22 protein-coding genes are annotated in these 24,197 nt (G+C 45.1%); 2 read left to right on the plus strand and 20 right to left on the minus strand.

The genetic code is table 11. From position 1 onward, the window contains the following. Positions 1–9 precede the first annotated feature (9 nt). The 18 genes from AC3AQ9_RS05920 to lepA form a co-directional block, all read right to left on the minus strand. On the minus strand, positions 10–363 hold the full coding sequence (locus AC3AQ9_RS05920; protein WP_488306503.1) for a diacylglycerol kinase family protein: 354 nt from the start codon (positions 361–363) through the stop codon (positions 10–12). Beyond that, positions 350–832: an rRNA maturation RNase YbeY gene (ybeY, locus tag AC3AQ9_RS05925; protein WP_488306504.1), complete on the minus strand. Its 483-nt coding sequence runs from the start codon at positions 830–832 to the stop codon at positions 350–352. Before ybeY ends, AC3AQ9_RS05920 begins: the two co-directional genes overlap by 14 nt. Positions 833–847: 15 nt before the next feature. Beyond that, a complete protein-coding gene (locus AC3AQ9_RS05930) occupies positions 848–2,971 on the minus strand; it encodes an HD family phosphohydrolase (protein ID WP_488306505.1) in 2,124 nt (707 codons plus the stop codon). 121 nt (positions 2,972–3,092) lie between these two features. Then, entirely contained in the window at positions 3,093–4,052 is a 960-nt protein-coding gene (locus AC3AQ9_RS05935) for a PhoH family protein (protein WP_488306506.1), read from the minus strand. Positions 4,053–4,197: 145 nt separating this feature from the next. Then, positions 4,198–4,635 carry a YqfB family membrane protein gene (locus tag AC3AQ9_RS05940; RefSeq protein WP_488306507.1) on the minus strand — a complete coding sequence of 146 codons (438 nt, stop codon included), beginning with the start codon at positions 4,633–4,635 and terminating at the stop codon, positions 4,198–4,200. A gap of 28 nt (positions 4,636–4,663) precedes the next feature. After that, the gene (gene floA, locus AC3AQ9_RS05945; RefSeq protein ID WP_488306508.1) at positions 4,664–5,650 is read right to left on the minus strand and encodes a flotillin-like protein FloA; all 987 of its coding nucleotides are present in this window, start codon (positions 5,648–5,650) and stop codon (positions 4,664–4,666) included. Between the two features lie 3 nt (positions 5,651–5,653). Beyond that, positions 5,654–6,979 carry an NfeD family protein gene (locus AC3AQ9_RS05950; protein WP_488306509.1) on the minus strand — a complete coding sequence of 442 codons (1,326 nt, stop codon included), beginning with the start codon at positions 6,977–6,979 and terminating at the stop codon, positions 5,654–5,656. Positions 6,980–7,463: 484 nt separating this feature from the next. Further along, positions 7,464–7,637: a 30S ribosomal protein S21 gene (gene rpsU, locus AC3AQ9_RS05955; protein ID WP_008431605.1), complete on the minus strand. Its 174-nt coding sequence runs from the start codon at positions 7,635–7,637 to the stop codon at positions 7,464–7,466. A gap of 95 nt (positions 7,638–7,732) precedes the next feature. Next, complete coding sequence (gene deoC / locus AC3AQ9_RS05960) at positions 7,733–8,401, minus strand: deoxyribose-phosphate aldolase (protein ID WP_488306510.1); 669 nt, start codon at positions 8,399–8,401, stop codon at positions 7,733–7,735. 31 nt (positions 8,402–8,432) lie between these two features. After that, positions 8,433–9,767: a tRNA (N(6)-L-threonylcarbamoyladenosine(37)-C(2))-methylthiotransferase MtaB gene (gene mtaB, locus AC3AQ9_RS05965; protein ID WP_488306511.1), complete on the minus strand. Its 1,335-nt coding sequence runs from the start codon at positions 9,765–9,767 to the stop codon at positions 8,433–8,435. A 15-nt stretch (positions 9,768–9,782) separates the two neighbouring features. Then, positions 9,783–10,520: a 16S rRNA (uracil(1498)-N(3))-methyltransferase gene (locus AC3AQ9_RS05970; RefSeq protein ID WP_488306512.1), complete on the minus strand. Its 738-nt coding sequence runs from the start codon at positions 10,518–10,520 to the stop codon at positions 9,783–9,785. Positions 10,521–10,532: 12 nt separating this feature from the next. Further along, positions 10,533–11,474, minus strand: coding sequence for a 50S ribosomal protein L11 methyltransferase (gene prmA, locus AC3AQ9_RS05975; protein WP_488306513.1), 942 nt, complete (start codon positions 11,472–11,474; stop codon positions 10,533–10,535). 15 nt (positions 11,475–11,489) lie between these two features. Further along, positions 11,490–12,611, minus strand: coding sequence for a molecular chaperone DnaJ (gene dnaJ, locus AC3AQ9_RS05980; protein WP_488306514.1), 1,122 nt, complete (start codon positions 12,609–12,611; stop codon positions 11,490–11,492). A 418-nt stretch (positions 12,612–13,029) separates the two neighbouring features. Continuing rightward, the gene (gene dnaK / locus AC3AQ9_RS05985) at positions 13,030–14,859 is read right to left on the minus strand and encodes a molecular chaperone DnaK (protein ID WP_488306515.1); all 1,830 of its coding nucleotides are present in this window, start codon (positions 14,857–14,859) and stop codon (positions 13,030–13,032) included. Between the two features lie 21 nt (positions 14,860–14,880). Further along, positions 14,881–15,468 carry a nucleotide exchange factor GrpE gene (gene grpE / locus AC3AQ9_RS05990; protein ID WP_488306516.1) on the minus strand — a complete coding sequence of 196 codons (588 nt, stop codon included), beginning with the start codon at positions 15,466–15,468 and terminating at the stop codon, positions 14,881–14,883. Between the two features lie 18 nt (positions 15,469–15,486). Then, entirely contained in the window at positions 15,487–16,518 is a 1,032-nt protein-coding gene (hrcA, locus tag AC3AQ9_RS05995; protein WP_488306517.1) for a heat-inducible transcriptional repressor HrcA, read from the minus strand. 145 nt (positions 16,519–16,663) lie between these two features. Beyond that, entirely contained in the window at positions 16,664–17,803 is a 1,140-nt protein-coding gene (gene hemW / locus AC3AQ9_RS06000; protein ID WP_488306518.1) for a radical SAM family heme chaperone HemW, read from the minus strand. Between the two features lie 56 nt (positions 17,804–17,859). Then, on the minus strand, positions 17,860–19,689 hold the full coding sequence (gene lepA, locus AC3AQ9_RS06005; protein WP_488306519.1) for a translation elongation factor 4: 1,830 nt from the start codon (positions 19,687–19,689) through the stop codon (positions 17,860–17,862). Between the two features lie 218 nt (positions 19,690–19,907). Here lepA and rpsT point away from each other — a divergent pair, with 218 nt between their 5' ends. Next, a complete protein-coding gene (gene rpsT, locus AC3AQ9_RS06010; protein ID WP_488306520.1) occupies positions 19,908–20,159 on the plus strand; it encodes a 30S ribosomal protein S20 in 252 nt (83 codons plus the stop codon). A gap of 465 nt (positions 20,160–20,624) precedes the next feature. On the opposite strand, the gene holA is transcribed toward rpsT, so the two are convergent. Continuing rightward, on the minus strand, positions 20,625–21,659 hold the full coding sequence (holA, locus tag AC3AQ9_RS06015; RefSeq protein ID WP_488306521.1) for a DNA polymerase III subunit delta: 1,035 nt from the start codon (positions 21,657–21,659) through the stop codon (positions 20,625–20,627). Between the two features lie 156 nt (positions 21,660–21,815). Between holA and AC3AQ9_RS06020 the strand changes: the two genes are divergently transcribed. Continuing rightward, positions 21,816–21,950: a YqzM family protein gene (locus tag AC3AQ9_RS06020; RefSeq protein WP_036806444.1), complete on the plus strand. Its 135-nt coding sequence runs from the start codon at positions 21,816–21,818 to the stop codon at positions 21,948–21,950. A gap of 45 nt (positions 21,951–21,995) precedes the next feature. On the opposite strand, the gene AC3AQ9_RS06025 is transcribed toward AC3AQ9_RS06020, so the two are convergent. After that, positions 21,996–24,134 carry a DNA internalization-related competence protein ComEC/Rec2 gene (locus AC3AQ9_RS06025; protein WP_488306522.1) on the minus strand — a complete coding sequence of 713 codons (2,139 nt, stop codon included), beginning with the start codon at positions 24,132–24,134 and terminating at the stop codon, positions 21,996–21,998. Between the last annotated feature and the right edge of the window lie 63 nt (positions 24,135–24,197).

The following is a 24,197-nucleotide window of genomic DNA, read 5'->3' on the forward strand; positions in this document are numbered from 1 at the left end:
CTCTGTAAGTTAAAACCATTTTGGTATAAAGATTAGTAACCCAATTATAGCACTTGCAGCGGCAAATACCAAAACAGCACCCGCCGCCATGTCTTTCGCTTCTTTTGCCAGCGGATGAATTGCTGGTGACGCCAGATCCACAACCCGTTCAATAGCGGAGTTCATGACTTCCAAAGCAATCATTCCACCGATCAATAAAATAATGATAATCCATTCGCCCTTTGACAGCCCGCTCAAGGCGCCAGCTATTATGACCACTATGGCCGCCAACACATGGATCCGCATATTCTGCTCTTTTTTCCATGATGCCCCAATTCCTTGAACTGCAAACTTGAACGAATTAAAAAATCTATTCGCCTTCATAATTGTCCCGGGTAATTCCGAGCGAAGAAAGAATTTCTTCTTGTTTTGAAAACATTTCCTTCTCATCTTCTTTATTCATATGGTCATAGCCCAGCAAATGCAAAAAGCCATGGACTGCCAAAAAGCCCAGTTCCCGTTCGAACGAATGGCCATAATCAGCGGCCTGTTCTTTGGTCCGGTCAATGGAAATGATGATGTCACCAAGCATGCGCGGTTCCATCGATCCAACGATTTCCACTTCCCCTTCGCCCATTTCCTCCATTGCAAATGAGATTACATCAGTCGGGGTATCCTTGCCCCGGTATTCTTTATTAATGCCTTGGATCATCTCGTTTGTAACAAACGTCACTGAAACTTCAGCAGCTCCAATTTTTTCTGCTTTGGCAGCTTGCTGCAATATTCGTTCAACAAATTGCAGCTCATTGTCGCTTAATGTAGCTGTCTCATCCATCAAATCAATCGACATCATCGCGATTTCCTCCTTTTAACTTATTTCTTTCGGATATTCAATGCGCGTATGGAAAATGCCATTTAGCGTTTCACACATGATGTGCTTTACTGTTTTCAGTTCTTTCATCGTTAAATCGCATTCATCAAATTGCCCATCTTTAAGTTTATCCTCTACAATCGCGTCCACCAATTTTTTTATTTTTTCTGATGTTGGTTCTTTCATTGACCGTACCGCCGCTTCAATGCTGTCGGCTATTGAAATAATTGCAATTTCCTTCGTCTGCGGCTTAGGTCCGCTATATCGAAATGAAGACTCTTCAAGGTCCGGATTCTTTTCCTTTGCTTTATGATAGAAAAACTTCAGTAGGCTGGTGCCGTGATGCTGAGCTGCCACATCTACAATTTCTTTCGGCATTTTATGCTTTTTCAACAGTTCCGCCCCGTATATGCCATGTGCCAAGATAATGGCACTGCTTGTTTCTACAGGCAATGTATCATGTGGATTGTTAATATTCACTTGGTTTTCAATGAAAAACTGCGGCTGCTTTGTCTTGCCGATATCATGGTAATAGCAGCCGACACGCGCAAGCAAGCCATTTGCGCCAATCGCCTCGCATGAAGCATCCGCCAAATTCGCTACCATCACGCTATGGTGGTACGTTCCCGGAGTTTCGGTGAGGATTTTCTTTAACAATGGATGATTCGGATTGGAAAGCTCAATCAGTTTCATGGTCGACAATAACCCGAAAGCCGATTCAAAAAACGGCAGCAGCCCAATAGTCATAGCTCCAGATAAAAGGCCGGAAATTACAGCAGCCGTCAAGTAAAAACCGATTTCCGCCCAATCGTATTGGCTTTGGCCAATGAGCAGATAAAATCCGATAAAAAAGACGTTGACCACTGCGACAGCTAGGCTTGTCTGCAAAAGCCTGGTTCGCCGGTCGGCCTGCTCAATCATGTAAACCCCAGTCAGTCCGCTGAAAAGAATATATAACGCGATATCCATCTGAAGCGTTGCCGCACTTCCCTCATGCAGCATCATCCCACCGACGGCCCCCACTAGAAATGTTATATAAACCGCCGTCCGTTCATTCAAGAGCATCCGGGTTATCATCCCTGCTAAAGCTGTTGGAAATAGAAAAGCGATCATCACGTCAAAATTGCCGCTAACAGCACTCAACAACTTCATAATGGTCAAGGAAATGGCGAGAACTGCCATAATGACGAGAAGCGCAGTCGTTTTTTTCTGGTCAGCAGCGTTTCCCTTGTGAGTGACGACCATCAGTATTCCCAGCACAATTAAGACGAACATTAACAAACCGATAAAAGGTTTGTAATCCTGCTGTTCTTCGGTCATCCCTGCCAGTTCAAGCTGCCGGTATACTTCTTTATCCACCACTTGCCCTTCTTGAACAAGCACTTGGCCCTGCAAGATTCGTGTCGGTTCTACACTGGCTTTTGCCTGTTCAATCTGCGCTTTAGTCAATGCTTCATTGACCACTTCATTCGGAACAATGCTAAAACGGCCAATGGTAATCATCGCTTGAAGAACAGAGGCCGGGATGGTTTGATTTTCCCTTAATTGCTGTTCGACTTTGCTGCGGATAACTGAAACGCTATCCTCTCTGATCGGTTCTTTCAATTCTCTTTCTACAATACTTGTTAAAATTTTTTCGACTTTAAGCAAAGTATCTTCAGGCAGCAGCAATATGGCCTGCAGCATTTCATCAGTCAGTCTAAGCCCATTGTCGCTGGTTTCCATCAGTCTTAAATTTTCACGCAGCGTATCAACCATCTTGGTAAGCTCCGGTTTTTTCTCAGTTTTTTTATCAGTCGGCTGTTTCGCTTCAATGACATAGCCAAACAATGAATTAATGACAGCCGTCTGATTGCTGGCAATGGCATCATTGAATTGGTAACTAGGCTGAACTTCAGCTGCCGCCCGTTGCCGCTCTTCCTCTGTTTTGATTGGGTCTTCTACTGTTTTTGCAGATCGGATCGTTTCATCAGAAAGCTGGAAAAGGTTAATGGAATGGGTTTCATTCCTTACTGTGCTGTATAAAAAAGCATATATGATGATGCCGATCAAAAAGATAAATACCGTAGCCAATACTTTATAGCCGGCCTTATTATAAAGCTGTTTTGCCCGTTTTTGCATCGAAACACCCCACTTCTAGTACTTCTATCATATCAATAATAAGTAGGTATTTCACGGACAATTTCAAATTTATTGAAATTAATTACCAATATTTACATTATTGAAACAGAAAAACCAGCCGTTAAGAAGGCTGGTCTTCATAAGCTTCAATAATTTTCGCCACAAGCGGATGTCGCACAACGTCTCCGCGCTCCAAGTACTGGAAATGGATGCCGCGGACTTTCTGCAAGATGGTCTCTGCTGCAATCAGACCGGATTCAGCACCGCGAGGCAAATCGATTTGCGTTTTGTCTCCAGTAATAATCATTTTCGAACCAAAACCCAGACGGGTCAAAAACATCTTCATCTGTGCTTTCGTTGTGTTCTGTGCTTCGTCCAAAATGACAAATGCTTCATCCAGCGTACGGCCTCTCATATAAGCCAAAGGTGCTATTTCTATTGTTCCGCGTTCAATTAAGCGATTCGTCTGTTCCAATCCTAATACGTCATGCAGCGCATCGTATAAGGGGCGCAGGTACGGATCCACTTTTTCTTTTAAATCCCCTGGAAGAAACCCAAGACTTTCTCCGGCTTCTACTGCTGGCCGCGTCAAAATGATTTTCTTCACTTGGCCATTTTTCAAGGCTTGCACGGCCATAACTACCGCTAAATAAGTTTTGCCTGTCCCGGCTGGACCGATTCCGAATACCAGATCTTTGCTGCGTACCGCATGAATGTAATGGCGTTGCCCAATCGTTTTAGCACGAATCGCTTTGCCGTTGGCGTTGCGGGCAACTTCTTCGTCATAAAGTTCAGCAAAATATTCAATAGTGCCAGCTCGCGCCATTTCGATGGCAGAAACGATATCCCGCTGGTCAATATTAATCCCCTTACGGATCACTCTCAACATTTGTTCAATCAGCAGTTTCCCGATTTGTTTGCCTTCATCTGAGCCAGACAACCGTATCACATCACCGCGAGTAATTATTTGAATTTGGAATGCTTCTTCAATCAATGTCATGTGACTATCAGATATCCCGAGCAGCATCACCGCTTCATTCGGGTCTTTCACATGAAGTTCAAGTAATTGGTTTTCTGTCATGTACTCGCTCCTTGGAATCGCAAATTTACTATAAATTCACTGTATCATTAAGTGTGAATAGTTGTAAAACATTTTATGCGCATTTAGATTACATAATATATTTATGTAAAATAAAACCGGACAGCATCGGCTGACCGGTTTTATTTTATCTCTTAGATTTTGGTGGAGACAAAATTTCCGCCAATATAATCCCCCGCTGCACGTCATTTGCATCAAGCCGCAGCAAATCTTCGCTCTCGCTTTCTTTTTCTTTCACAAGAGGCAACGGATTATGCGTTGACAATCGGCCCGGAGACACCATTTCTTTTGCTTGTTTCTGTACTTTCTTGACCGGGGCTTTCTCAGCAGCTTTTTCAATAGCGTTTTTGACCTGCTGAGTGCGTTCCGGATGCTCTTTCATCTGGGTCTGCAATTCCCCGTATACTTCTCTTGCATAATCCTCAGCCCGTTTGAAAGTCCTTTGTCCGGCCTCTCTTCCAGGCATTTGGGGTTTAGCAGGCGCATCAGAACTTTCCCCGCCTTTTTTATTATTGAAAAAGGCTCCGATCGCCATCACAATCAAACCAAATATGAGAGCTTCCATGCTTAAAACCTCCCTTTACTGCCCGGCTTTACTTAACGTCTGCTTTTTCGGCACCTGTACGGGCAATTGAATCTCTCATGCCGGTATCGGCTTGGACATTCTTATAGTTCACGTAATCCATGACGCCAATATTACCGGAGCGAAGGGCTTCTGACATCGCGAGCGGCACTTCTGCTTCCGCTTCCACAACTTTCGCTCTCATTTCCACAACTTTCGCTTTCATTTCCTGTTCGCTTGCAACAGCCATTGCACGGCGTTCTTCGGCTTTTGCCTGAGCGATCTTTTTGTCCGCTTCCGCTTGTTCAGTCTGAAGCTCTGCACCGATATTCTTGCCGATATCAACATCCGCAATATCGATCGACAGGATTTCAAATGCCGTACCGGAATCCAGCCCTTTCGCCAAAACTGTTTGAGAAATCAAATCCGGATTTTCAAGCACTGTCGCGTGGCTTGTACTGGAACCGAGTGTCGAAACGATCCCTTCGCCAACACGGGCAACGATTGTTGCTTCACCGGCACCACCGACCAGCCGGTCGATATTGGCCCGGACCGTAATGCGGGCTTTCGCTTTCACTTCAATCCCGTTCATTGCCACACCGGCTATAAATGGCGTCTCAATGACTTTCGGGTTAACGGACATCTGAACCGCTTCTAATACGTCACGCCCCGCCAAATCAATCGCAGCTGCGCGTTCAAACGGCAGCTCGATATTTGCTCGGTGAGCTGCAATCAAAGCGTTAACGACGCGATCGACGTTCCCTCCTGCAAGATAATGGCTTTCTAGTTGGTTAATGGTTACTGTCAGCCCCGCTTTTGAAGCCTTAATCAGCGGGTTTACAATCCGCGACGGAATTACGCGGCGCAGCCGCATCCCAACCAATGTAAAAATACTTAATCGCACGCCAGCCGCTAAAGCGGATATCCAAAGCGTAATTGGAACAAACGTGAAGAAAATTGCCAATACGACGATGATGGCGATTATTGCAGCGCCTAATCCAAGTGTTTCAATTCCCATTTCTTATTCCTCCCCTTCTTGGTCAATTTCCCGAACAACGATACGAGAACCTTCTACTTTAATGATTTTAACGCTTTTACCCAAATCCACGAAACGGCCATCTGACACGGCATCAATCCGTTCATCATTCAGTTTGATGGTACCGGATGGACGAAGAGCGGTTGCAGTTACAGCAATCTGCCCTACCAGTTCCGGACGGTTGACAGCAGAGACATAGCCGCTTGCCGTATCCGTGGCATCAGTCAAAATAATCCGTTTGAATAAGTGAAGCCGTTTGCCGAAAAATTTCAATATGATCACCATCCCTGCTGTAGCTACAATTAATGCAATGAGTATTGCTATGGCAGTGGTCTTCAAATCTCCTCCTGCCAAGAGCACACTGCCGAGTATAGCGGCAAGCCCTAAAAATCCTATTATACCACTCGGCACAATAAGTTCAGCAGCCAACAGAGCAAAACCGATAATCAATAACACAATCGATTCATATCCTGCCAGACCTGCGACCAGATGCCCGTAAAAGAACAATAATAACGAGGAGAGCCCGAGCAGCCCTGGTATCCCAAGGCCCGGCGTGAACATTTCCAGCAGCAATCCAAGACCGGCAATCGACAGCAATACCGGCACAACAAATGGGTTGGTAAGAAATCTCGCCAATTTTTCTGCGAAAGTTTCATTGACATTGACGACTTCAGCTTCATCGAGATTTTTCAATGCCAGCAATTCCTCAAGCGAAGAAACAGTCCCTTCTGAATAACCGACTTGTTCAGCTTCGTTGGCACTTAGCGTCAGCAATTGGCCTTCACCGGCTTGATATTCCGGCAAATCAATATCGGCATTCGCCATTGCCAATGCATACTGCGGATCCCGTCCGGAAGAAACAGCTGCACTTTCCATCGCCGACAGCCAGGCACTATTCGCTTTATCAGCTGCCGCATTGCCCGCTTGGTCAATTACTTGTGCAGCACCCATCCGGCCATTCGGATGCATGTAAATTTCGTCATTGTATAAAGCCAGATACGCGCCTGCCGATAAGGCATCTTGATTGATAAAAGCGATGGTTTCAATCGGAGTCTCATTCAGCATCCTTGCAATGCCGTCAGCTGCATTGACGAAGCCGCCTGGGGTATCAATTTCGAATATGATGGCTTCCGCATCGGCTGCCTCCGCTTCTTCAATACCCCGTTCGATAAAAGCCTGTAACCCTCTTTCGACTTCCGCTTTTATGGGCATTACATAAACTGTGCTTCCTGCCGCATGGATGGCGGGTATCAGCAGCAAAAATGACAAAAGCAAAAGTCCGAAAGCTATAAAACCCTTAAGGCTGCGCAAAGGAATCTCTCCTTTCGTTTTTACTGGTACTTTATTTACGGATGACTAAGCAAATGGTTTCATAAATACTCGCTCTTTTTATTATAAATGATTTTTTTCCATTAAAGAAAGAATGCGCTTACATTTTTCATTAAAGACTTTATGTGCCTGCATACGATCGACACATTTGAGCCCGATGTCATCCAGGGATTTTTTCGCAGCCGGCCAGCTGGAAAACCAATGATGCCTAGTATTATATATGAGTTGATTGAAAGGACGTTTTTTTCATATACTGCTTCGGCCGCTGTTGACAGGACTCCTGTGCGAAGGGGCTTGGCATCCGCCCGCAGCAATCTGAGCTGCTTTGCGGAATATTTGCTGAAATAAATTCTTAGTTCATCTTATGCCGCTATTTGAACAATAAAAAACCGGCTGTACGATTTCTCGTATAGCCGGTTCTAGCTGTCGTTCATATTTTTTAAAAGTCGATTTAAAGTAAAGTCAATTAAAATTTACGTTTACGCGCAGCTTCTGATTTCAATTTGCGTTTTACGCTTGGCTTATCATAATACTCGCGCTTTCTTACCTCTTGCATTGTTCCGGATTTAGAAACAGTGCGTTTGAAGCGGCGAAGAGCATCTTCAATTGATTCGTTTTTACGAACAGTTGTTTTTGTCATCTCTTTTTCCCTCCCTCCGAACACACGTTGAAGCACATAACAACTAGTGTTATATACTAAAAAATTATACCGTATAACCTCGTATAGGTCAACAGTTAATAATCCGAATTTGAAGTTAGCCCCTGCATGATCTGAACACCCGAACTTGCGCCGATGCGCGTAGCGCCCGCTTCGATCATTGCCTCTACATCTTCCAGGCTTCTTACTCCGCCAGAAGCTTTTACTCCAAGGTCCGGTCCGACGGTCTCGCGCATCAATTTCACATCCGCTACTGTTGCTCCGCCTGTAGAAAATCCAGTGGAAGTTTTAACAAAATCTGCTCCTGCTTCTTTTGAAAGGCGCGAAGCTGTCACTTTTTCTTCATCAGTCAATAAACTGGTTTCGATGATGACTTTAACGATCGCCTTGCCTTTTGCCGCTTCTACTACTGCCACGATGTCGTTTTTGACCAATTCCGTATCGCCGCTTTTCAAAGCGCCGATGTTGATCACCATATCGATTTCGCCTGCACCTTTGGAAATGGCGTCCGTTGTTTCAAATGCTTTTGTTTCTGTAGTGGAAGCGCCAAGCGGGAAACCGATCACTGTGCACACTTTTACTGTGCTGTCTGCTAATTCTTTTGCCGCTGTTGCGACCCATGCCGGATTTACACAAACTGAGGCGAAATTGTATTCTGCCGCTTCTTTGCAGATTTGAACGATTTGTTCTTTTGTAGATTCAGGTTTTAATAAAGTGTGATCGATATAAGATGCAATGTTTGCCATGTTGAGAAACTCCATTCTGATTATAAGTTGATTAAACGGCCAGCTCTTCCATGACGCGGACAAATTGCCCTTCGTTGTATGGATAACCGGCTTTTGTAATTTTTACTTTGACGATTTTGCCGATCAATGACTCATCGCCTGGGATGACCACTCTTAAATAATTATCGGTATAGCCTTCCAGCAAGCCGCTGTCCGGATCCTCTTTGAACCGCTCTTCCGGAATGATTTCCAGCAATTCGCCTTCAAAATGGGATGCGTATTCTTTTGCCAGTTGATCATTCAAGGCGATCAACCGATGGACGCGTTCATTTTTAATATTTTCATCGATTTGGTCTTCCATCCGTGCTGCCGGAGTGCCGGTGCGCTTCGAATAAGGGAAAACATGAAGTTCTGAAAACTTGTGGCTGTTGATGAAATTAAACGTTTCCATAAATTCCTCTTCTGTTTCTCCTGGGAAGCCGACGATGACATCGGATGTAATGGCCAGATCAGGAAGCGCTTTGCGAAGCTGAATCAGCCGGTCAGCGAAGAATTCCATTGTGTATTTCCGTCTCATCCGTTTTAAGACCGTGTTCGATCCGGATTGAATTGGAATATGCAAATGGCGGACGACGATTTTTGAATCGCGCAGCACGTCAATCACTTCATCCGTCAGCTGGCTCGCTTCAATGGATGAAATGCGCAGCCGCTTCAGCCCTTTGACTTGCGTTTCCAAGTCGCGCAGGAGCTGGGCAAGATTGTAGTTTTTCAAATCTTCCCCGTAGCCGCCCGTATGGATGCCAGTCAAAACGATTTCCAAATACCCTGCGTCAACAAGCTGCTGAGCCTGGCGGACGACTTCTTTCGGGTCCCGCGACCGCATAAGCCCACGCGCCCAAGGGATGATGCAAAATGTGCAAAAATTATTGCAGCCTTCCTGGATCTTCAATGATGCACGCGTATGATCAGTGAACGACGGTACATCAAGTTCTTCGTACACACGATTTTTCATGATGTTGCCAACAGCATTGATCGGTTTCCGTTCTTGCTTATACTGTTCGATATAACCGATCAGCTTGGTGCGATCCTGTGTTCCGACGACGATGTCCACTCCGGGAATCGCCATTATTTCTGCAGGTGAAGTCTGCGCGTAGCATCCAGTTACGCAGATGACAGCATCTGGATTTTGCCGGACAGCCCGTCGGATGACTTGGCGGCTTTTTTTGTCTCCTGTATTGGTTACAGTGCACGTATTAATGACATAAACATCAGAATGATGATCAAACTCGCTGCGCTCATAGCCTTGTTCTTTGAACAATTGCCAGATTGCTTCAGTTTCATAATGATTCACTTTACAGCCTAAGGTATGGAACGCTACCGTTGACATAAGTGCCCACCTCTTTCATTCGAATTCATAGGACATTGCAGATAATGCATATAACGGAGCTGTTTCGGTCCGTAAAATCCGAGGGCCCAGTGATGTGAACAAAGCGCCGCTTTCTTTTAAAAGCGATACTTCCTTTTCTGAAATCCCGCCTTCCGGGCCGAACACTAATAAGATTGAGTCTTTATCATACAATGATTTTAAGGTTTCAGCAAACCGCCTCCGGCTTTGTTCGCGCGCTTCTTCTTCATACGCTACGACGATGGCATCAAATCCTTTTGCCGTTTCCATCAACTGCTTGAAGGTTTGTGTATTATGTATTTCAGGGATATGGGTCCGGTGGGATTGTTCAGCTGCCTCTTTGGCAATTTTCTGCAGCCGCGCGCGTTTCTTTTCGCTTTTCGAGCCATCCCATTTAACAATTGAACGCTCTGCCGCAAAAGGGATCAACGCATACATACCGAGCTCGGTTGATTTTTGCGCAATCAATTCAAGTTTATCGCCTTTTGGCAATCCGCAAGCAATCGTCACTTGTTTCGGCATTTCCACTTCTGCTTCGATTTCCGTTTCAATTTGGACGTCTACATCAAATTCTGCAGAAAGAATCGTCGAAAGAAACGCTTTTCCATCTGCCACTACAATTAACTGATCCCCTTCACCTTGACGCATAACTTTGGCGATGTGCTTCGCATCATCGCCAGTTATGGTCACTTTATGATTTTCGGGTACTTTGCCTTCAATAAAATATCTCTGCATCTCTGCACCCCGTTATTCCGGTTTTTTTGATATGATCGTTACCCAGTCTTCCATCATCATGACGTCTTCGACGATAAAACCTGATGCTTCCAGTGCTTCTTTCACATCATTTTTCTTTGCTGAAATAATGCCTGAAGTAATATAGTGGCCGCCTGGCTTAACTACATTGAACGCATCGTCCGTGAAGGAAATGATGATTTCAGCCAAAATATTAGCTACCACTACATCGCCTGGCTCATCAATCGTATCCAGCAGATTCCCTTGGACGACATTGATTTTGTCCTGTAATTTATTCAGTTTGACATTGATGCGGGCAGAACGCACGGCAACTTCATCCAAATCAAGAGCATGAACTTCTTTCGCTCCCAGCAAGGCGGCACCGATTGCCAATACGCCCGATCCTGTCCCAACATCAATGACGCGTTGTCCGGGAATAACCGTTTTTTCCAGCGCTTGAAGACTCATCACCGTAGTCGGGTGAGTGCCAGTCCCAAATGCCATGCCTGGATCTAATTCGATGATCAATTCATCACTTGATACCGGTTCATAAGTTTCCCAAGTCGGAACAACCGTAAAGCGCTGTGAAATTTTAACTGGGTGATAGTATTTTTTCCATGCTGTCGCCCATTCTTCTTCGTTCACTTCACTGATTGTCACTACGTTGGATCCTATATTGATATCAAATTTCACCAAATTACTGATGGCCAATTTAATCGCTTCAACCGTTTCTCCCAAAAAGCTATTGACGGGCAAATACGCCTTTAAAATAACTCCTTCATTCGGAAAATCATCTGGATCCAGCGAATAAATTTCTCCAAACTGGTCTTCACGTTCTTTCGTCAAATCTTCCGAGTCTTCTATCACGACGCCGCTAGCCCCTGCTTCATGCAAAATATTCGATACAGGTTCAATCGCTTCGTTTGTTGTACGGATCGCTAGTTCTGACCATTTCATTTAAAACCGGCTCCTTTACTCACCTTTGATTGTTCGTTTGATCTTATCAAACAGCGAACTGCCTTGCTCTTCTGGAATATCTCCACTGATTTCAGCAAATTCACGGAGCAGCTGTTTCTGTTTTTCGTTCAATTTCGTCGGCGTCTTCACTCGCACGATGATATGCTGATCGCCTACTCCATAGCCATGGACGTTTTTGACACCTTTTCCTTTTAATCGGAAACGGGCTCCGCTCTGCGTTCCAGCTGGGATCTTCAACTTCACTTTACCGGATACAGTCGGCACTTCGATTTCGTCGCCGAGTGCCGCTTGGGCAAACGTGATCGGCAAATCGAGATAAATATCATCGCCTTCGCGTTCAAATGTCTTATGCGGTTTTATACGGAATACTACATATAAATCTCCTGCCGGTCCGCCGTTGACTCCTGGACCGCCTTGTCCGCTGACGCGCAGTTGCTGGCCATCATCCACACCGGCCGGAATGGTGACTTTGATTTTTTTGATTTTGCGCACTGTGCCTTCACCGCGGCAAGTTGCACATTTTTCTTCGATGATCTGTCCTGTACCTTGGCAATAATGGCAGGCACGTCGGTTGACCATGCGTCCAAATGGCGTATCTTGGGTAACATTCAACTGGCCAGAACCTTCACAATGCGGACATCTTTTCGGTTTGGTTCCTGGTTTTGCACCTGAACCATGGCAAGTTCCGCAAGTTTCGTCTTTCGGAATTTCCACTTCTGCTTCTTTCCCAAAAACTGCATCCATAAAATCGATCGTCATGGAGTATTGCAGATCGTCGCCTTTTCTTGGCGCATTCGGATCACGGCGTCTCGTGCCGCCACCGAAAAATGTGCTGAAAATATCTTCAAACCCGAAACCATCAGCGCCACCCGCACCAAAACCGCCAAATCCTTGGTTTGGATCTTGATGGCCAAACTGATCGTATTGCGCTCTTTTTTGGTCGTCGCTCAATACTTCATATGCTTCTTTTACTTCCTGGAATTTCTCTGAAGCATCTGCTGCTTTATTGATATCCGGATGGAATTGTTTTGACAATGTCCGGTAAGCTTTTTTGATTTCTTCTTTAGAAGCGGTCTTGGATACACCGAGCACTTCATAATAATCTCGCTTGTTCATAGGTCACTCTCCCTCTTACAGTCAACTGTAATTGTACACGGTTTAGAATAGGCTTGCAAAGACTCTAAGAAAAGCGGAAGCGCCCATGTAGATTCGACGGGCATAAGTCACTTTGGCGAAGTGGCGTGTTTTCAGCCACACAGTCTCGAAATGCGGAAGTGCCTGTTCAGCTCTGACAGGCATAAGGAAGACCAGCGAAGTGGCGCTATTTGCCACACAGCTGGTCTCACTTATGTCCAGAAGAGCTAGGCACTGGAGACTGGACACACCAGAGTGGCTTATGACCCAAGGATCTGGGCGCTGGAGTCTAGACAAAAATCCACTATTATAAAACCGTTTAAACCATCCAAACAAAAACCATTTTTACGCGGGAAAAAGCCAAAGCATGTTGCTTTGCTTTGACTTTTTCGGTTCCTGCTTATTTATCGTCTTTTACTTCTTCATATTCAGCGTCTACGATATCGTCGCTTCCAGGAGCTCCACCAGTTGGGCCGCCTTCAGCTCCCTGCTGGGCTTGGGCAGCTTGCTCATAAGCTTTCATCGCCAATCCTTGAAGAATTTCGTTCAATTTATCTTTTTTCTCACGGATTGTATCAATGCTGTCGCTTTCCAGAGCAGCTTTCAATTCATCGCGTGCTTCTTCAGCTTGGCTTTTTTCTTCATCAGTTACAACTTCGCCAAGGTCTTTGATCGTTTTATCTGTTTGGAAGACAGCTTGGTCCGCTTCGTTGCGAAGTTCAACTTCTTCTTTCACTTTCGCATCCGCTTCTGCATTTTCTTCCGCTTCTTTGATCATGCGTTCGATTTCATCTTCAGACAATGATGTGTTGGATTGAATTGTGATTGTCTGTTCTTTTTGTGTTCCAAGGTCTTTCGCTTTAACGCTGACAATACCGTTTTTATCGATATCGAATGTCACTTCGATTTGCGGAATGCCTCGTGGTGCCGGTGGAATATCCGACAATTGGAAACGTCCAAGCGTTTTGTTGGCTGCTGCCATCGGACGCTCCCCTTGAAGTACATGGATATCTACAGCTGGCTGGTTATCAGCCGCAGTTGAGAACGTTTGTGATTTTGAAGTCGGGATTGTCGTATTGCGTTCGATCAATTTCGTGAACACGCCGCCCATTGTTTCAATACCAAGCGATAGTGGAGTTACGTCAAGAAGAACAACGTCTTTCACGTCACCAGTCAAGACAGCGCCTTGTACTGCTGCTCCCATTGCTACGACTTCATCCGGGTTAACGCCTTTATGCGGGTCTTTGCCAGTTTCTTTCTTAACTGCATCTTGTACAGCCGGGATGCGAGTTGAACCACCCACTAAGATGACACGGTCAAGTTCAGAAGGCGAAATGCCTGCATCTTTAATCGCCTGACGAGTTGGGCCCAATGTACGCTCAACTAGAGAGTGAGTCAATTCGTCGAATTTCGCCCGAGTCAATGTCACTTCCAAGTGAAGCGGTCCAGCTTCTCCTGCAGTGATGAATGGCAACGAAATTTGTGTAGAAGCAACGCCTGAAAGGTCTTTCTTCGCTTTTTCAGCAGCATCTTTCAAGCGCTGAGTTGCCATTTTGTCTTTTGACAAGTCAATGCCGTTGTCTTTTTTGAATTCCTGTACCAAGTAATCGATGACGAGTTTATCAAAGTCATCTCCGCCCAGACGGTTGTCGCCGGCAGTTGATTTCACTTCAAATACGCCATCGCCAAGTTCAAGGATGGAAACGTCGAACGTACCGCCGCCAAGGTCATAAACAAGGATAGTTTCGTCAGTTTCTGTTTTATCCAGGCCGTATGCAAGTGCAGCTGCAGTCGGCTCGTTAATGATGCGTTCCACTTCAAGTCCAGCGATGCGCCCAGCATCTTTTGTCGCTTGGCGTTGTGCATCGTTAAAGTAAGCAGGAACTGTGATAACCGCTCTCGTTACTTTTTCACCTAAGTATTCTTCGGCATAGCCTTTAAGATATTGAAGGATCATTGCAGAAACTTCCTGAGGCGTGTAGTCCTTGCCTTCAGCACTTACTTTTTCCTGTGTCCCCATTAGGCGTTTAACCGATTGGATTGTATTCGGGTTTGTGATGGATTGGCGTTTTGCAACTTCGCCGACTTGGCGTTCGCCGTTTTTAAATGCCACGACAGAAGGTGTTGTACGGTTGCCTTCTGGATTTGGAATGATTTTTGGTTCGCCGCCTTCTAAAATTGCGACAGCTGAGTTTGTTGTTCCTAAGTCAATACCAATAATTTTGCTCATTTAAATTCCTCCATTACCTGATTATTCGTTAACTTTTACCATTGACGGACGAAGCACTCTGCCTTTAAGGGTATACCCTTTTTGCAGTTCCATTAACACGGAACCAGACTTGGCACTTTCGTCTTTTTCTTGCATGACTGCTTGGTGGAAGTTCGGGTCGAAAGGTTCTCCGAGCGCTTTGACTTCTTCAAGGCCTTCGCGTTTAACAGCTTCCAGCAAGTTATTCCGGACCATTTCCAGCCCTTTCAGAATTGAAGCCGCTTCTTCGCTTTTCGTTTCAACGGCAAGCGCACGGTCAAAATTATCCAATACCGGCAATATATCCGTTAAAAGCGATTGAGCACGGAATTTCTCTGCATCTTGTTTGTCTTTTTGGACGCGGCGCTTAAAATTATCATAATCCGCCAATAGACGAAGATACTTATTTTGTTCCGCTTCTAATTGTTCACGGAGAGCAGCCGTTTCATCAACTTGCGCTTCCGTGGCTTCTTCAGACGCTTGCCTTCTGGCAGTTTCCGTTTCAGGATCTGTTTGCGCCTGAAACTCCTCGTCCACTTCCACTTCGGTTACAATATCTTCAGTTTGTTGTGGCTCTTTTTCTTTAGACAAATCTGTTCCTCCTTTATTTCACTTACCCCGGACCATACGGGTCAATTCTTTCGATAATTCGCCGCTCAGTGTATCCAATAAGGTAACGACACGCTTATAATCCATGCGTTTTGGACCTACTATGGCGATTGAACCCGTCTGTTCTTCTCCAATATCGTATGAAACGGTGATGACGCTGCAGTCTTCCATTGCTGAAAGAGCGTTTTCAGAGCCTATCCGAATATGGAGACCTTGGCTGCCAACCGGCAGAATCATCGGGATATGCTTGGATTCTTCCATGACATTCATCAAATCCCTGATTTTATGGAGATCATGGAAATCAGGCTGTTTCAGAATGTTCAGCTTGCCGCCGTAATAGACATTGTCCTCATGAGGGGAAATGACCGCTTTCCTGAAAGTGGAAAACAGTTCTCCATAACGGTTGACATGCTGTTTGAAAACAGTCAAAGTTTCTTGTTCCAACCGCAGATGCAGGTCATTCAGCGACACTCCAACAAGACGGTCATTCAAAATATTAACCATCTTCTCAATATCTGCAGGATCAAGTCCCTCAGGAATCGTGAAGACCCGATTTTCCACATGGCCATTGTCAGTGACGATGATGGCTACTGCAGTATCCATGGTCAATGGAACAATCGACAATTTCTTCACTGTGTGCTTCCGGACATCCGGTCCAAGCAAAATGGCCGTATAGTTCGTCAGTTCAGACAGAATCATCGCAGACCTTTTGATGACTTCTTCGGTTTCCGCAATTTTATCTGCGAAAATGGACCGAAGCTGCTGGATGTCCTGTTTCGGAAGCGGCCGCGGCGTCAGCATATGGTCAACATAATAGCGGTACCCTTTTTCAGAAGGGATGCGCCCGGATGAAGTATGGGTTTTTTCCAAAAATCCCAGTCCTTCTAAGTCAGCCATTTCATTACGAATCGTTGCCGGACTAAATGGAAGTTCGGATTTTTTTGATAGTTGGTTCGATCCGACCGGCTGAGCTGATTGAATATAATCATCTACTGTCACTTTTAGAATGAGTAACTGCCGTTCTGTTAACATGATCATCACCTCTGTTAGCACTCTGTATAGGTGAGTGCTAATACTACATTAAAATTAACAAATTCCATTTCCCTTGTCAACGGATGCGCATTTTTTTGTATAGACTTATTTACCTATCAGACCGGATGCCCGCTTTCCCCTTCAATTAGCCTAGAAGAAATTGCTCAAACACTTCGTTGCCGACAAAACGACCTTTTTTTGTCAACTTCACTCTATCGCCTTCAATAGCCAAGTTTTCATTGGCCACTTCCTTAGCCAGAATTGCTCCATATACCTGTTCCAGCGATTGTTGGAACTTGTCCTGAAAGCCGCTGATGGAAACACCCGCTGTCTTGCGTAAGCCGAGGAACATCTCTTCTTCCATCTTTTCGTTGACCGGTACATCATGCGTATTCAAAATTGGACGGACGCCTGCATCCAGCGGCGCCATGTATTTTTTCAATGGCCCATGGTTTGAATAACGGACGCCATTCACGTAGCCATGGGCTCCAGCGCCGACTCCGATGTATTCAGCGTTATCCCAATACAAGAGATTATGGCGCGACTCGAAACCGGGACGGCCAAAATTGGATATTTCATATTGCTGAAGGCCCCTGGCTTCCATTTCATGCATTAATTTTTCATACATATCCGCTTCCAAGTCTTCGGTTACGGTATTGAGCTTTCCTTTCGTCATCAAGTTGTAAAAGACGGTCTTCGGCTCGATGATCAACGAGTAAGCGGAGAAATGCGGCAGGCCAAATTCAAATGCCTGTTCTAATGTATCTTCCCATTGCGCCATCGTCTGGCCAGGCAAACCATACATCAAATCAAAGCTCAAATTCGTGAAGCCGACTTCCCGCGCTTCTTCCACCGCTCTTTTGACGTCTCCATTACTATGGGTACGGCCCAAGCGTTTCAAAAGATCGGCATCAAATGACTGGACGCCCATTGAAAGGCGGTTGACGCCGCCTTTGAACAAGACCTCCATTTTTTCTTTCGTCAATTCATCGGGATTTGCTTCTGATGTCCATTCCAGGTTCTCAGACATCGGCACATATTGATGAATGTAATCGAGCAATTTCTGCAATTGTTCCGGAGTCAGGGATGTGGGTGTCCCGCCGCCAAGAAAAATGGTTTCAAGCGGCTGATCCAATGCCCCTTCTTGTTTCCATAGTGCCAGTTCTTTGCCGAGAGAATCGATATAGGCATCCACCGGCTGATCTTTGAAAAACACTTTATTGAAATCACAATAATGGCAAATCTGATGGCAGAATGGGATATGGATATACAATCCTTTAACCATACTATTCCTTCTTTCTAATAAGAAAAGGAGGCGCAAAATAGGCCTCCTCTTTTTGTTTATTTTGATTGGTCATCCATTTTCAGGATGGCCATAAATGCTTCCTGAGGAACTTCTACTGAACCTACTTGTTTCATGCGCTTCTTACCTTCTTTTTGCTTATCAAGAAGTTTCCGTTTACGGGAAATGTCTCCACCATAACATTTAGCAAGAACGTTTTTGCGCATCGCACTGATGGTTTGGCGCGCAACGATTTTCTGTCCGATCGCAGCTTGGATTGGAACTTCAAACTGCTGGCGAGGAATTAAAGTTCTCAATTTATCAACGATGGCTTTTCCGCGTTCATAGGCAAAGTCTCTATGAACGATGAAACTAAGCGCATCTACTTGTTCGCTGTTTAAAAGAATATCCATCTTGACCAATCTGGATTCTTTATAGCCAATCAACTCGTAGTCGAACGAAGCATAGCCTTTCGTGCCGGATTTCAGCTGATCAAAGAAATCATAGACAATTTCAGCCAGCGGCAATTCGTAGATGATGTTGACGCGAGTTGCGTCGATATAGTCCATCGTCAGGAAGTTCCCGCGTTTTTTCTGGCAGATTTCCATAACTGCTCCAACGTAATCATTGGGAACCATTACGGAGGCTTTCACATACGGCTCTTCTACTTTTTCGATTTTTTGAGCATCCGGCATCAACGCGGGGTTATCGATCTTCCGGACTTCGCCGTCCGTCATATGCACATCATAGATAACGCTTGGCGCCGTTGTAATCAAATCAATTTTGAATTCGCGTTCAATCCGTTCCTGGATGATTTCCATATGCAACAATCCAAGGAACCCACAGCGGTAGCCGAAGCCAAGCGCCTGGGAAGATTCCGGTTCAAATTGAAGAGCGGCGTCATTGAGTTCCAATTTTTCCAGTGCATCCCGAAGATCATTGTATTTAGACGTATCAATCGGGTATAACCCACAATACACCATTGGGTTTAAACGGCGGTATCCTGGCAAAGCTTCAGTCGCCGGGTTGTTAGCCAGTGTGATGGTATCACCGACGGTAGAATCTCCGACGTTTTTGATGGCCGCTGTTATAAAGCCAACATCCCCAACAGTCAATTCTTCCTGAAGTGCAGTGTGCGGTGTAAAAACTCCCGCTTCAATCACGTCAAACTCTTTGCCGGAAGACATCATTTTGATGCGGTCACCCGGTTTAACAGTTCCTTCTACAATCCGGATATACGCGACTACGCCGCGATATGGATCGTATAACGAATCAAAAATCAATGCTTTTAAAGGTGCACTTGGATCACCGGTCGGTGCAGGAACTTTTTCGACAACCTGTTCCAGGATTTCTTCAATGCCGATGCCTGCTTTTGCAGAGGCAAGAACGGCTTCAGAAGCATCCAAACCGATCACTTCTTCAATTTCGCCTCTTACCCGCTCCGGATCAGCAGCCGGTAAATCGATTTTATTGATGACCGGAAGAATTTCAAGTTCGTTGTCCAGCGCCAAATACACGTTTGCCAATGTCTGCGCTTCAATGCCTTGCGCCGCATCAACGACTAGGACAGCGCCTTCACAGGCTGCCAAGCTGCGGGATACTTCATATGTGAAATCGACGTGTCCCGGAGTGTCGATCAAATGCATAATATACGTTTCTCCGTCTTTTGCTTTATAGTGCAGTTGAACGGCATTCAATTTGATTGTGATGCCGCGTTCCCGTTCAAGGTCCATTGAATCCAAAGATTGAGCTTTCATTTCCCGGGAAGTCAGAGCTTCTGTTTTTTCTAATATACGGTCGGCAAGCGTAGACTTTCCGTGGTCAATGTGCGCAATAATGGAAAAGTTGCGTATTTTGCTTTGACGTGTTAATCGTTCCTCATGATTCATTCTCTTCACTCCTATATAAACTACTCTGAATTATAACAGCACCGCTTCTAATGAGCAATCGTGGGCTGTTTAAATCGTTTCACTGTCAAGGGAAACTTCTTTGCACATATCTATTGCATTCTTTTCCATGATTTGATAAAATAACTGATGTTGTATAGAGACATAAAAGAGTTGAGATGATTCCATCTCTGTTCCTATTTGTCTAGGAGGTGAAATACATGCCAAACATTAAATCTGCTATCAAACGTGTCCGCACGAATGAAACGAAAAACGCTCAAAACTCACACGTGAGATCGACTATGCGTTCTGCTGTCAGAAAAGCTGACCAAGCTCTTTTGAACAACGAAGAAAACGCTAGCGATACAGTAAAAGCGGCAATCAAACAAGTGGAAAAAGCGGCTTCTAAAGGTCTTATCCACAAGAACACTGCAGCTCGCAAAAAATCTCGCTTGATGAAAAAACAAGCGTAAAACGCAAAAGGCCGATTCCTTAATGGAATCGGCCTTTTTACTTTGTTATCATGTTTTTGGTTTGTTCTTAATAAGTTGGAGACAATTATTTTTCATCACTCTATGATATTCCGCTAAACAGTTGCCAAGCTATCGGCCGAATCATTTCGGCCGATAGCTTTGCGACGAGCTTGCGCAGGAGCACATGTTTTAAAAGCCGAGGATTGTGATGACAAGTGTTTGCGACGAAGCGCTCAGCGCTGCAAGGCACTTTCATGTCTCGAAGCTAGCGTAGCGGCGTTTTTTCATGCACCGAATTAGCACAGCGATGCAGGTGCAATGCAGAAACGCTAGTCTTGGCCCTGCCCAAAGCGGTCCTAGCGGCAGATAAAAGGATAATTCTTTAATTCAATTTATATAACAAAAGATTCCCCACAATCTAAAAAGCTAAGTGATCGCTTGAAACTAATAAATCCCCTCTTGCCGCTAGACCGGCGTATTCGTTTTCCTTCCCTGTTTCCGTTTCATCAAAAAGAATTCCAGAATCCGTTCGCGGTTGCCGCTTTGAGTTTTCAGCTGCAGATCGATTTCCGCCAAATCGTTGAGCACTTCGAGCAAACGCTGTTCGGAAATTTGCTGGCGCTTTTCGACCAGAAGTTTTACCCGGTACGGGTGCGCTTTTAATTGTTTGGAAATCTGCTGGGCGTGATAGCCTTTCTTTTGCAGATAATAGACGTGCACCATAAAGCGGATTTGTGAAGCAAGCAACGCAGTCAATGCGACCGGCTCTTCTTTTTGGCGGATCAAATCGTAATAAACACTCAGGGCTTCACTGATATTTCCGTCCAAATAAGCCTGAAGCATTTTAAAAGCATCCTGCTCAAGAGTCCGCGCGGTCATTTGCTCAATCAGCCTTTCCGTAATTTCTTCCTCCGAGCCAAGATAAAGAGACATTTTTTCTATTTCGGAAGACAATAACGTTAAATTAGTGCCGGCGATTTCAATCAAACGCTGTGCTGCCAGCTTCTCGATATGCTTCCCGAAACTTTTCGCTTCATGCTGCACCCAAACCTCCAAATCATTGGCCTGCAAAGCTTTTGCTTCCACCATTACTGCGTGCTGCTTGACCAGTTTGGTGATTTTCTTGCGCTCATCCAGCTTTTCATAGGGTGCTACAAAAATCGTGACAGAACTTGAAGGCGGATTTTCCAGCCAAGCTTCCAGGGCTTTTAAATTATGGTCGATTTTTTCTTTTCCGCGTTCAGCTGCTTTTAAGAAAGAAGCGTTTTTAGCGATGATCAATTTTCTGTCGCTAAAAAACGGAATAGTATCCGCTTCTTCTATCACATAATCGACCGGGACCTCTTCCAAATCAAAATTGATGAATTCCGGTTCTCCATCCGTCATCTTTGACTTTAACAGATCCAGGGTTTTCTCAATAAAATAACTTTCCGTTCCGGTTATGACATAGACAGGGTCTATTTGTCCGTTGCGAATGGCTTTCCATACTGAAGTGATCATGAAACGCACCTCCTCTCTCTACTATATCGGATTTTACTGCTGTTTGGTATTTCGACATTTTTGTGTCGGCCTTGAATATCAGCCGATAATATTCAGTTCAATCTAGATTTTTAACTTTCATTCGCTTATAATAAGGAGGAATTAGGAGGGATAGCAATGAATGAATTTGAACAGAATGTACAGTCGAAGCGTAACGACGCTATCGACGCAGGAATGGGATTTGTAGTATCATTCGTATTTTTTGCAGCTATCTTTATTATTGCGGCAGTAGTGCAATTTGTAGCTCGCTAAATAGAAAAAAAGGTTCCCGCTTACTGGCAGGAACTTTTTTTTATTTTAACGCATGGTCTGAAATTGCAAGTTCCTGTCACGATATTCGAATTCGATGGTTCCTGTTTCTGCCGTATTTAAAGTCGGCAGCCCCAATTCACCAAAGCGCTTTACTACTTCTTCGCTGGGATGGCCGTAACGGTTATCAATGCCGGTTGAAAAAATGGACACCCCAGGCCGTACGAGAGACAGAAATTCTTGGCTGCTGGAAGTCTTGCTGCCATGGTGGCCGACTTTTAAAACGCTTAAAGCTGCCAGGCTGTTGCCGTAGCTTGTCACTAGGTCATGTTCTCCGGCCGCTTCCAGATCTCCTGTAAATAATACACGGAAACCCCCGCTCTCCATCAATAACACCAGCGAATCATTATTGCCTTCATATTCAGCATCCTTCGGTGATAAATAGCGGAAGCTGACGCCCCTCTCCTGCCATCCCGACCCCTTCCCAGGAAACAGCACTGGCGCTTCTCCTGCAAAAGGCGCGAGTGCTTGCATGATGTCTGTAGCCGCTGAGCCGGGCGATAAATGCAATTGCTCAATTTTAAAGAGCGGAAACAATTCTTCTGCACCTTCTGCATGATCAGCATCCGCATGGCTTAGCACCAGAATATCGATTTTCGAAATGCCATTGCCTTTTAAATATGGAGCCACTATTTGTCTGCCGACTTCATACGGCTTGTTTCGTTTTCTGAATGCTTCCGTATCAAAGCGAAGCAGACCGCCACTGTCTATGACATAAACTCCACTGCGATAAGGCAGTTCAATCACAGCACTGTCGCCTTGGCCGACATCCAAAAAAGTGACTTTAAGAGTCGGATCGAAATAAGGCAATGCACTAAAGCAAAGCGCCGGGACCAATAACACCAGCAATTTCCATAGGCGAAAACCGCTTTCTGCCAGAATGTAAAAAGTGAACACACTAACAAATAGAACCACTATTGCTACAGGACCGGGTTTCCCAGGATTCCACATTTGGTAAGGCAGCCCCGAAAGCCACTGCATGACTGTTTCGATAAAGCCCCGAATCGGCACATAGAAATAAAAAAAGAATTCGGCTGCGGGCTGAAACAGAAACGTCAAGCCGAGCAAAATCAGATTCACCGGTAAAATGAATAAGGTGTAAAGGGGCACAAAAAAGCTGTTTACGAGGAAAGCCGACAATGAAATTTCATAAAAATGATGCAGCAGCAAAGGATAAAGAGTCAACTGTGAAATGGCAGTAATGATCAGCCCTTTTTTAACGGCTGTCCCTTCCCCGCTTAGAAAAGGCTTCGAGTATATGATGCCAAAAGAAGCTCCGTATGACAATTGAAAGCCGATATCATACATGATGAAGGGATCCCACAAAATGAACAAGACAAAGCTGGCCAATAAAATATGCGCAATCGCCAGTCGGATATGAAAAAGCCGAAGAGCCATCACCACGCTCACCATAAGGATTGATCTCAGAACCGAGGGCGCGCCTCCAGCAAGCACCCCATACATCGGCAAAATGGCCAATAACAGCAATAAAGCCGTTTCTTTCCGTATTCGCAGGCGAATCAGTATAAAATAACCGATACCGACTATAATGGCGACGTGGAGACCCGAAATGGCAAATAAATGGGTGATTCCAAGCGTCTGATACATCTGGCGGTCTTCAATTGTCATATTTTCCTGCTCACCGATCAGCAATGCTTCCGCTTCGGCGGTTAAAGATGGAGGAAAAGCAGCTTGTATATGCCGTTTAAGCCATTGTCTGCGCTCATACAGCTTGCTGATTACTGTCGGGGCCGATTTTACCGCATTGACCGTCTGGATGGCTAAAATATAGCGTGATTCATTATGGTCCAAATACTTTTGCATATCAAAAGAGTATTCATGGGAAGGCGGAGACGGCTCTTCGAAAACCCCTTCAATATAAAGCTTGGATTCATACAGTTTTTCTTCCATGGCTTCTTTTTCTTCCGGAGATTTCAGCTGGTATTTTGCGTAAACGACTGTGCCATCTGCCAGACGGGCAAACCCTCTTAAGCCGTCACCGTCGATCACATAATTCCCATTAAACGTTAATTCACCTGCATAAGGCTTTGAGTAATCAAATGCATCCTGCATCCGCAAATCCTGCCATGCAAAACAACTCATGGCAATTAAAGCGATAATCGCCATGTGCGAATACGACTCTCTTTTCCAGCCCATCCAACAAAAAAGCAGCGCCATGAACACGAGCTG

The sequence above is a fragment of the Planococcus sp. VCh962 genome, from assembly GCF_057748275.1.

Bases quoted from the DNA above. Each gene is read 5' to 3' on its own strand.
- AC3AQ9_RS05920 (WP_488306503.1), bottom strand. From the start codon at position 363: ATGAAGGCGAATAGATTTTTTAATTCGTTCAAGTTTGCAGTTCAAGGA.
- ybeY (WP_488306504.1), bottom strand. From the start codon at position 832: ATGATGTCGATTGATTTGATGGATGAGACAGCTACATTAAGCGACAAT.
- AC3AQ9_RS05930 (WP_488306505.1), bottom strand. From the start codon at position 2,971: ATGCAAAAACGGGCAAAACAGCTTTATAATAAGGCCGGCTATAAAGTA.
- AC3AQ9_RS05935 (WP_488306506.1), bottom strand. From the start codon at position 4,052: ATGACAGAAAACCAATTACTTGAACTTCATGTGAAAGACCCGAATGAA.
- AC3AQ9_RS05940 (WP_488306507.1), bottom strand. From the start codon at position 4,635: ATGGAAGCTCTCATATTTGGTTTGATTGTGATGGCGATCGGAGCCTTT.
- floA (WP_488306508.1), bottom strand. From the start codon at position 5,650: ATGGGAATTGAAACACTTGGATTAGGCGCTGCAATAATCGCCATCATC.
- rpsU (WP_008431605.1), bottom strand. From the start codon at position 7,637: ATGACAAAAACAACTGTTCGTAAAAACGAATCAATTGAAGATGCTCTT.
- deoC (WP_488306510.1), bottom strand. From the start codon at position 8,401: ATGGCAAACATTGCATCTTATATCGATCACACTTTATTAAAACCTGAA.
- mtaB (WP_488306511.1), bottom strand. From the start codon at position 9,767: ATGTCAACGGTAGCGTTCCATACCTTAGGCTGTAAAGTGAATCATTAT.
- AC3AQ9_RS05970 (WP_488306512.1), bottom strand. From the start codon at position 10,520: ATGCAGAGATATTTTATTGAAGGCAAAGTACCCGAAAATCATAAAGTG.
- prmA (WP_488306513.1), bottom strand. From the start codon at position 11,474: ATGAAATGGTCAGAACTAGCGATCCGTACAACAAACGAAGCGATTGAA.
- dnaJ (WP_488306514.1), bottom strand. From the start codon at position 12,611: ATGAACAAGCGAGATTATTATGAAGTGCTCGGTGTATCCAAGACCGCT.
- dnaK (WP_488306515.1), bottom strand. From the start codon at position 14,859: ATGAGCAAAATTATTGGTATTGACTTAGGAACAACAAACTCAGCTGTC.
- hrcA (WP_488306517.1), bottom strand. From the start codon at position 16,518: ATGTTAACAGAACGGCAGTTACTCATTCTAAAAGTGACAGTAGATGAT.
- hemW (WP_488306518.1), bottom strand. From the start codon at position 17,803: ATGGTTAAAGGATTGTATATCCATATCCCATTCTGCCATCAGATTTGC.
- lepA (WP_488306519.1), bottom strand. From the start codon at position 19,689: ATGAATCATGAGGAACGATTAACACGTCAAAGCAAAATACGCAACTTT.
- rpsT (WP_488306520.1), top strand. From the start codon at position 19,908: ATGCCAAACATTAAATCTGCTATCAAACGTGTCCGCACGAATGAAACG.
- holA (WP_488306521.1), bottom strand. From the start codon at position 21,659: ATGATCACTTCAGTATGGAAAGCCATTCGCAACGGACAAATAGACCCT.
- AC3AQ9_RS06020 (WP_036806444.1), top strand. From the start codon at position 21,816: ATGAATGAATTTGAACAGAATGTACAGTCGAAGCGTAACGACGCTATC.
- AC3AQ9_RS06025 (WP_488306522.1), bottom strand. From the start codon at position 24,134: ATGGCGATTATCGCTTTAATTGCCATGAGTTGTTTTGCATGGCAGGAT.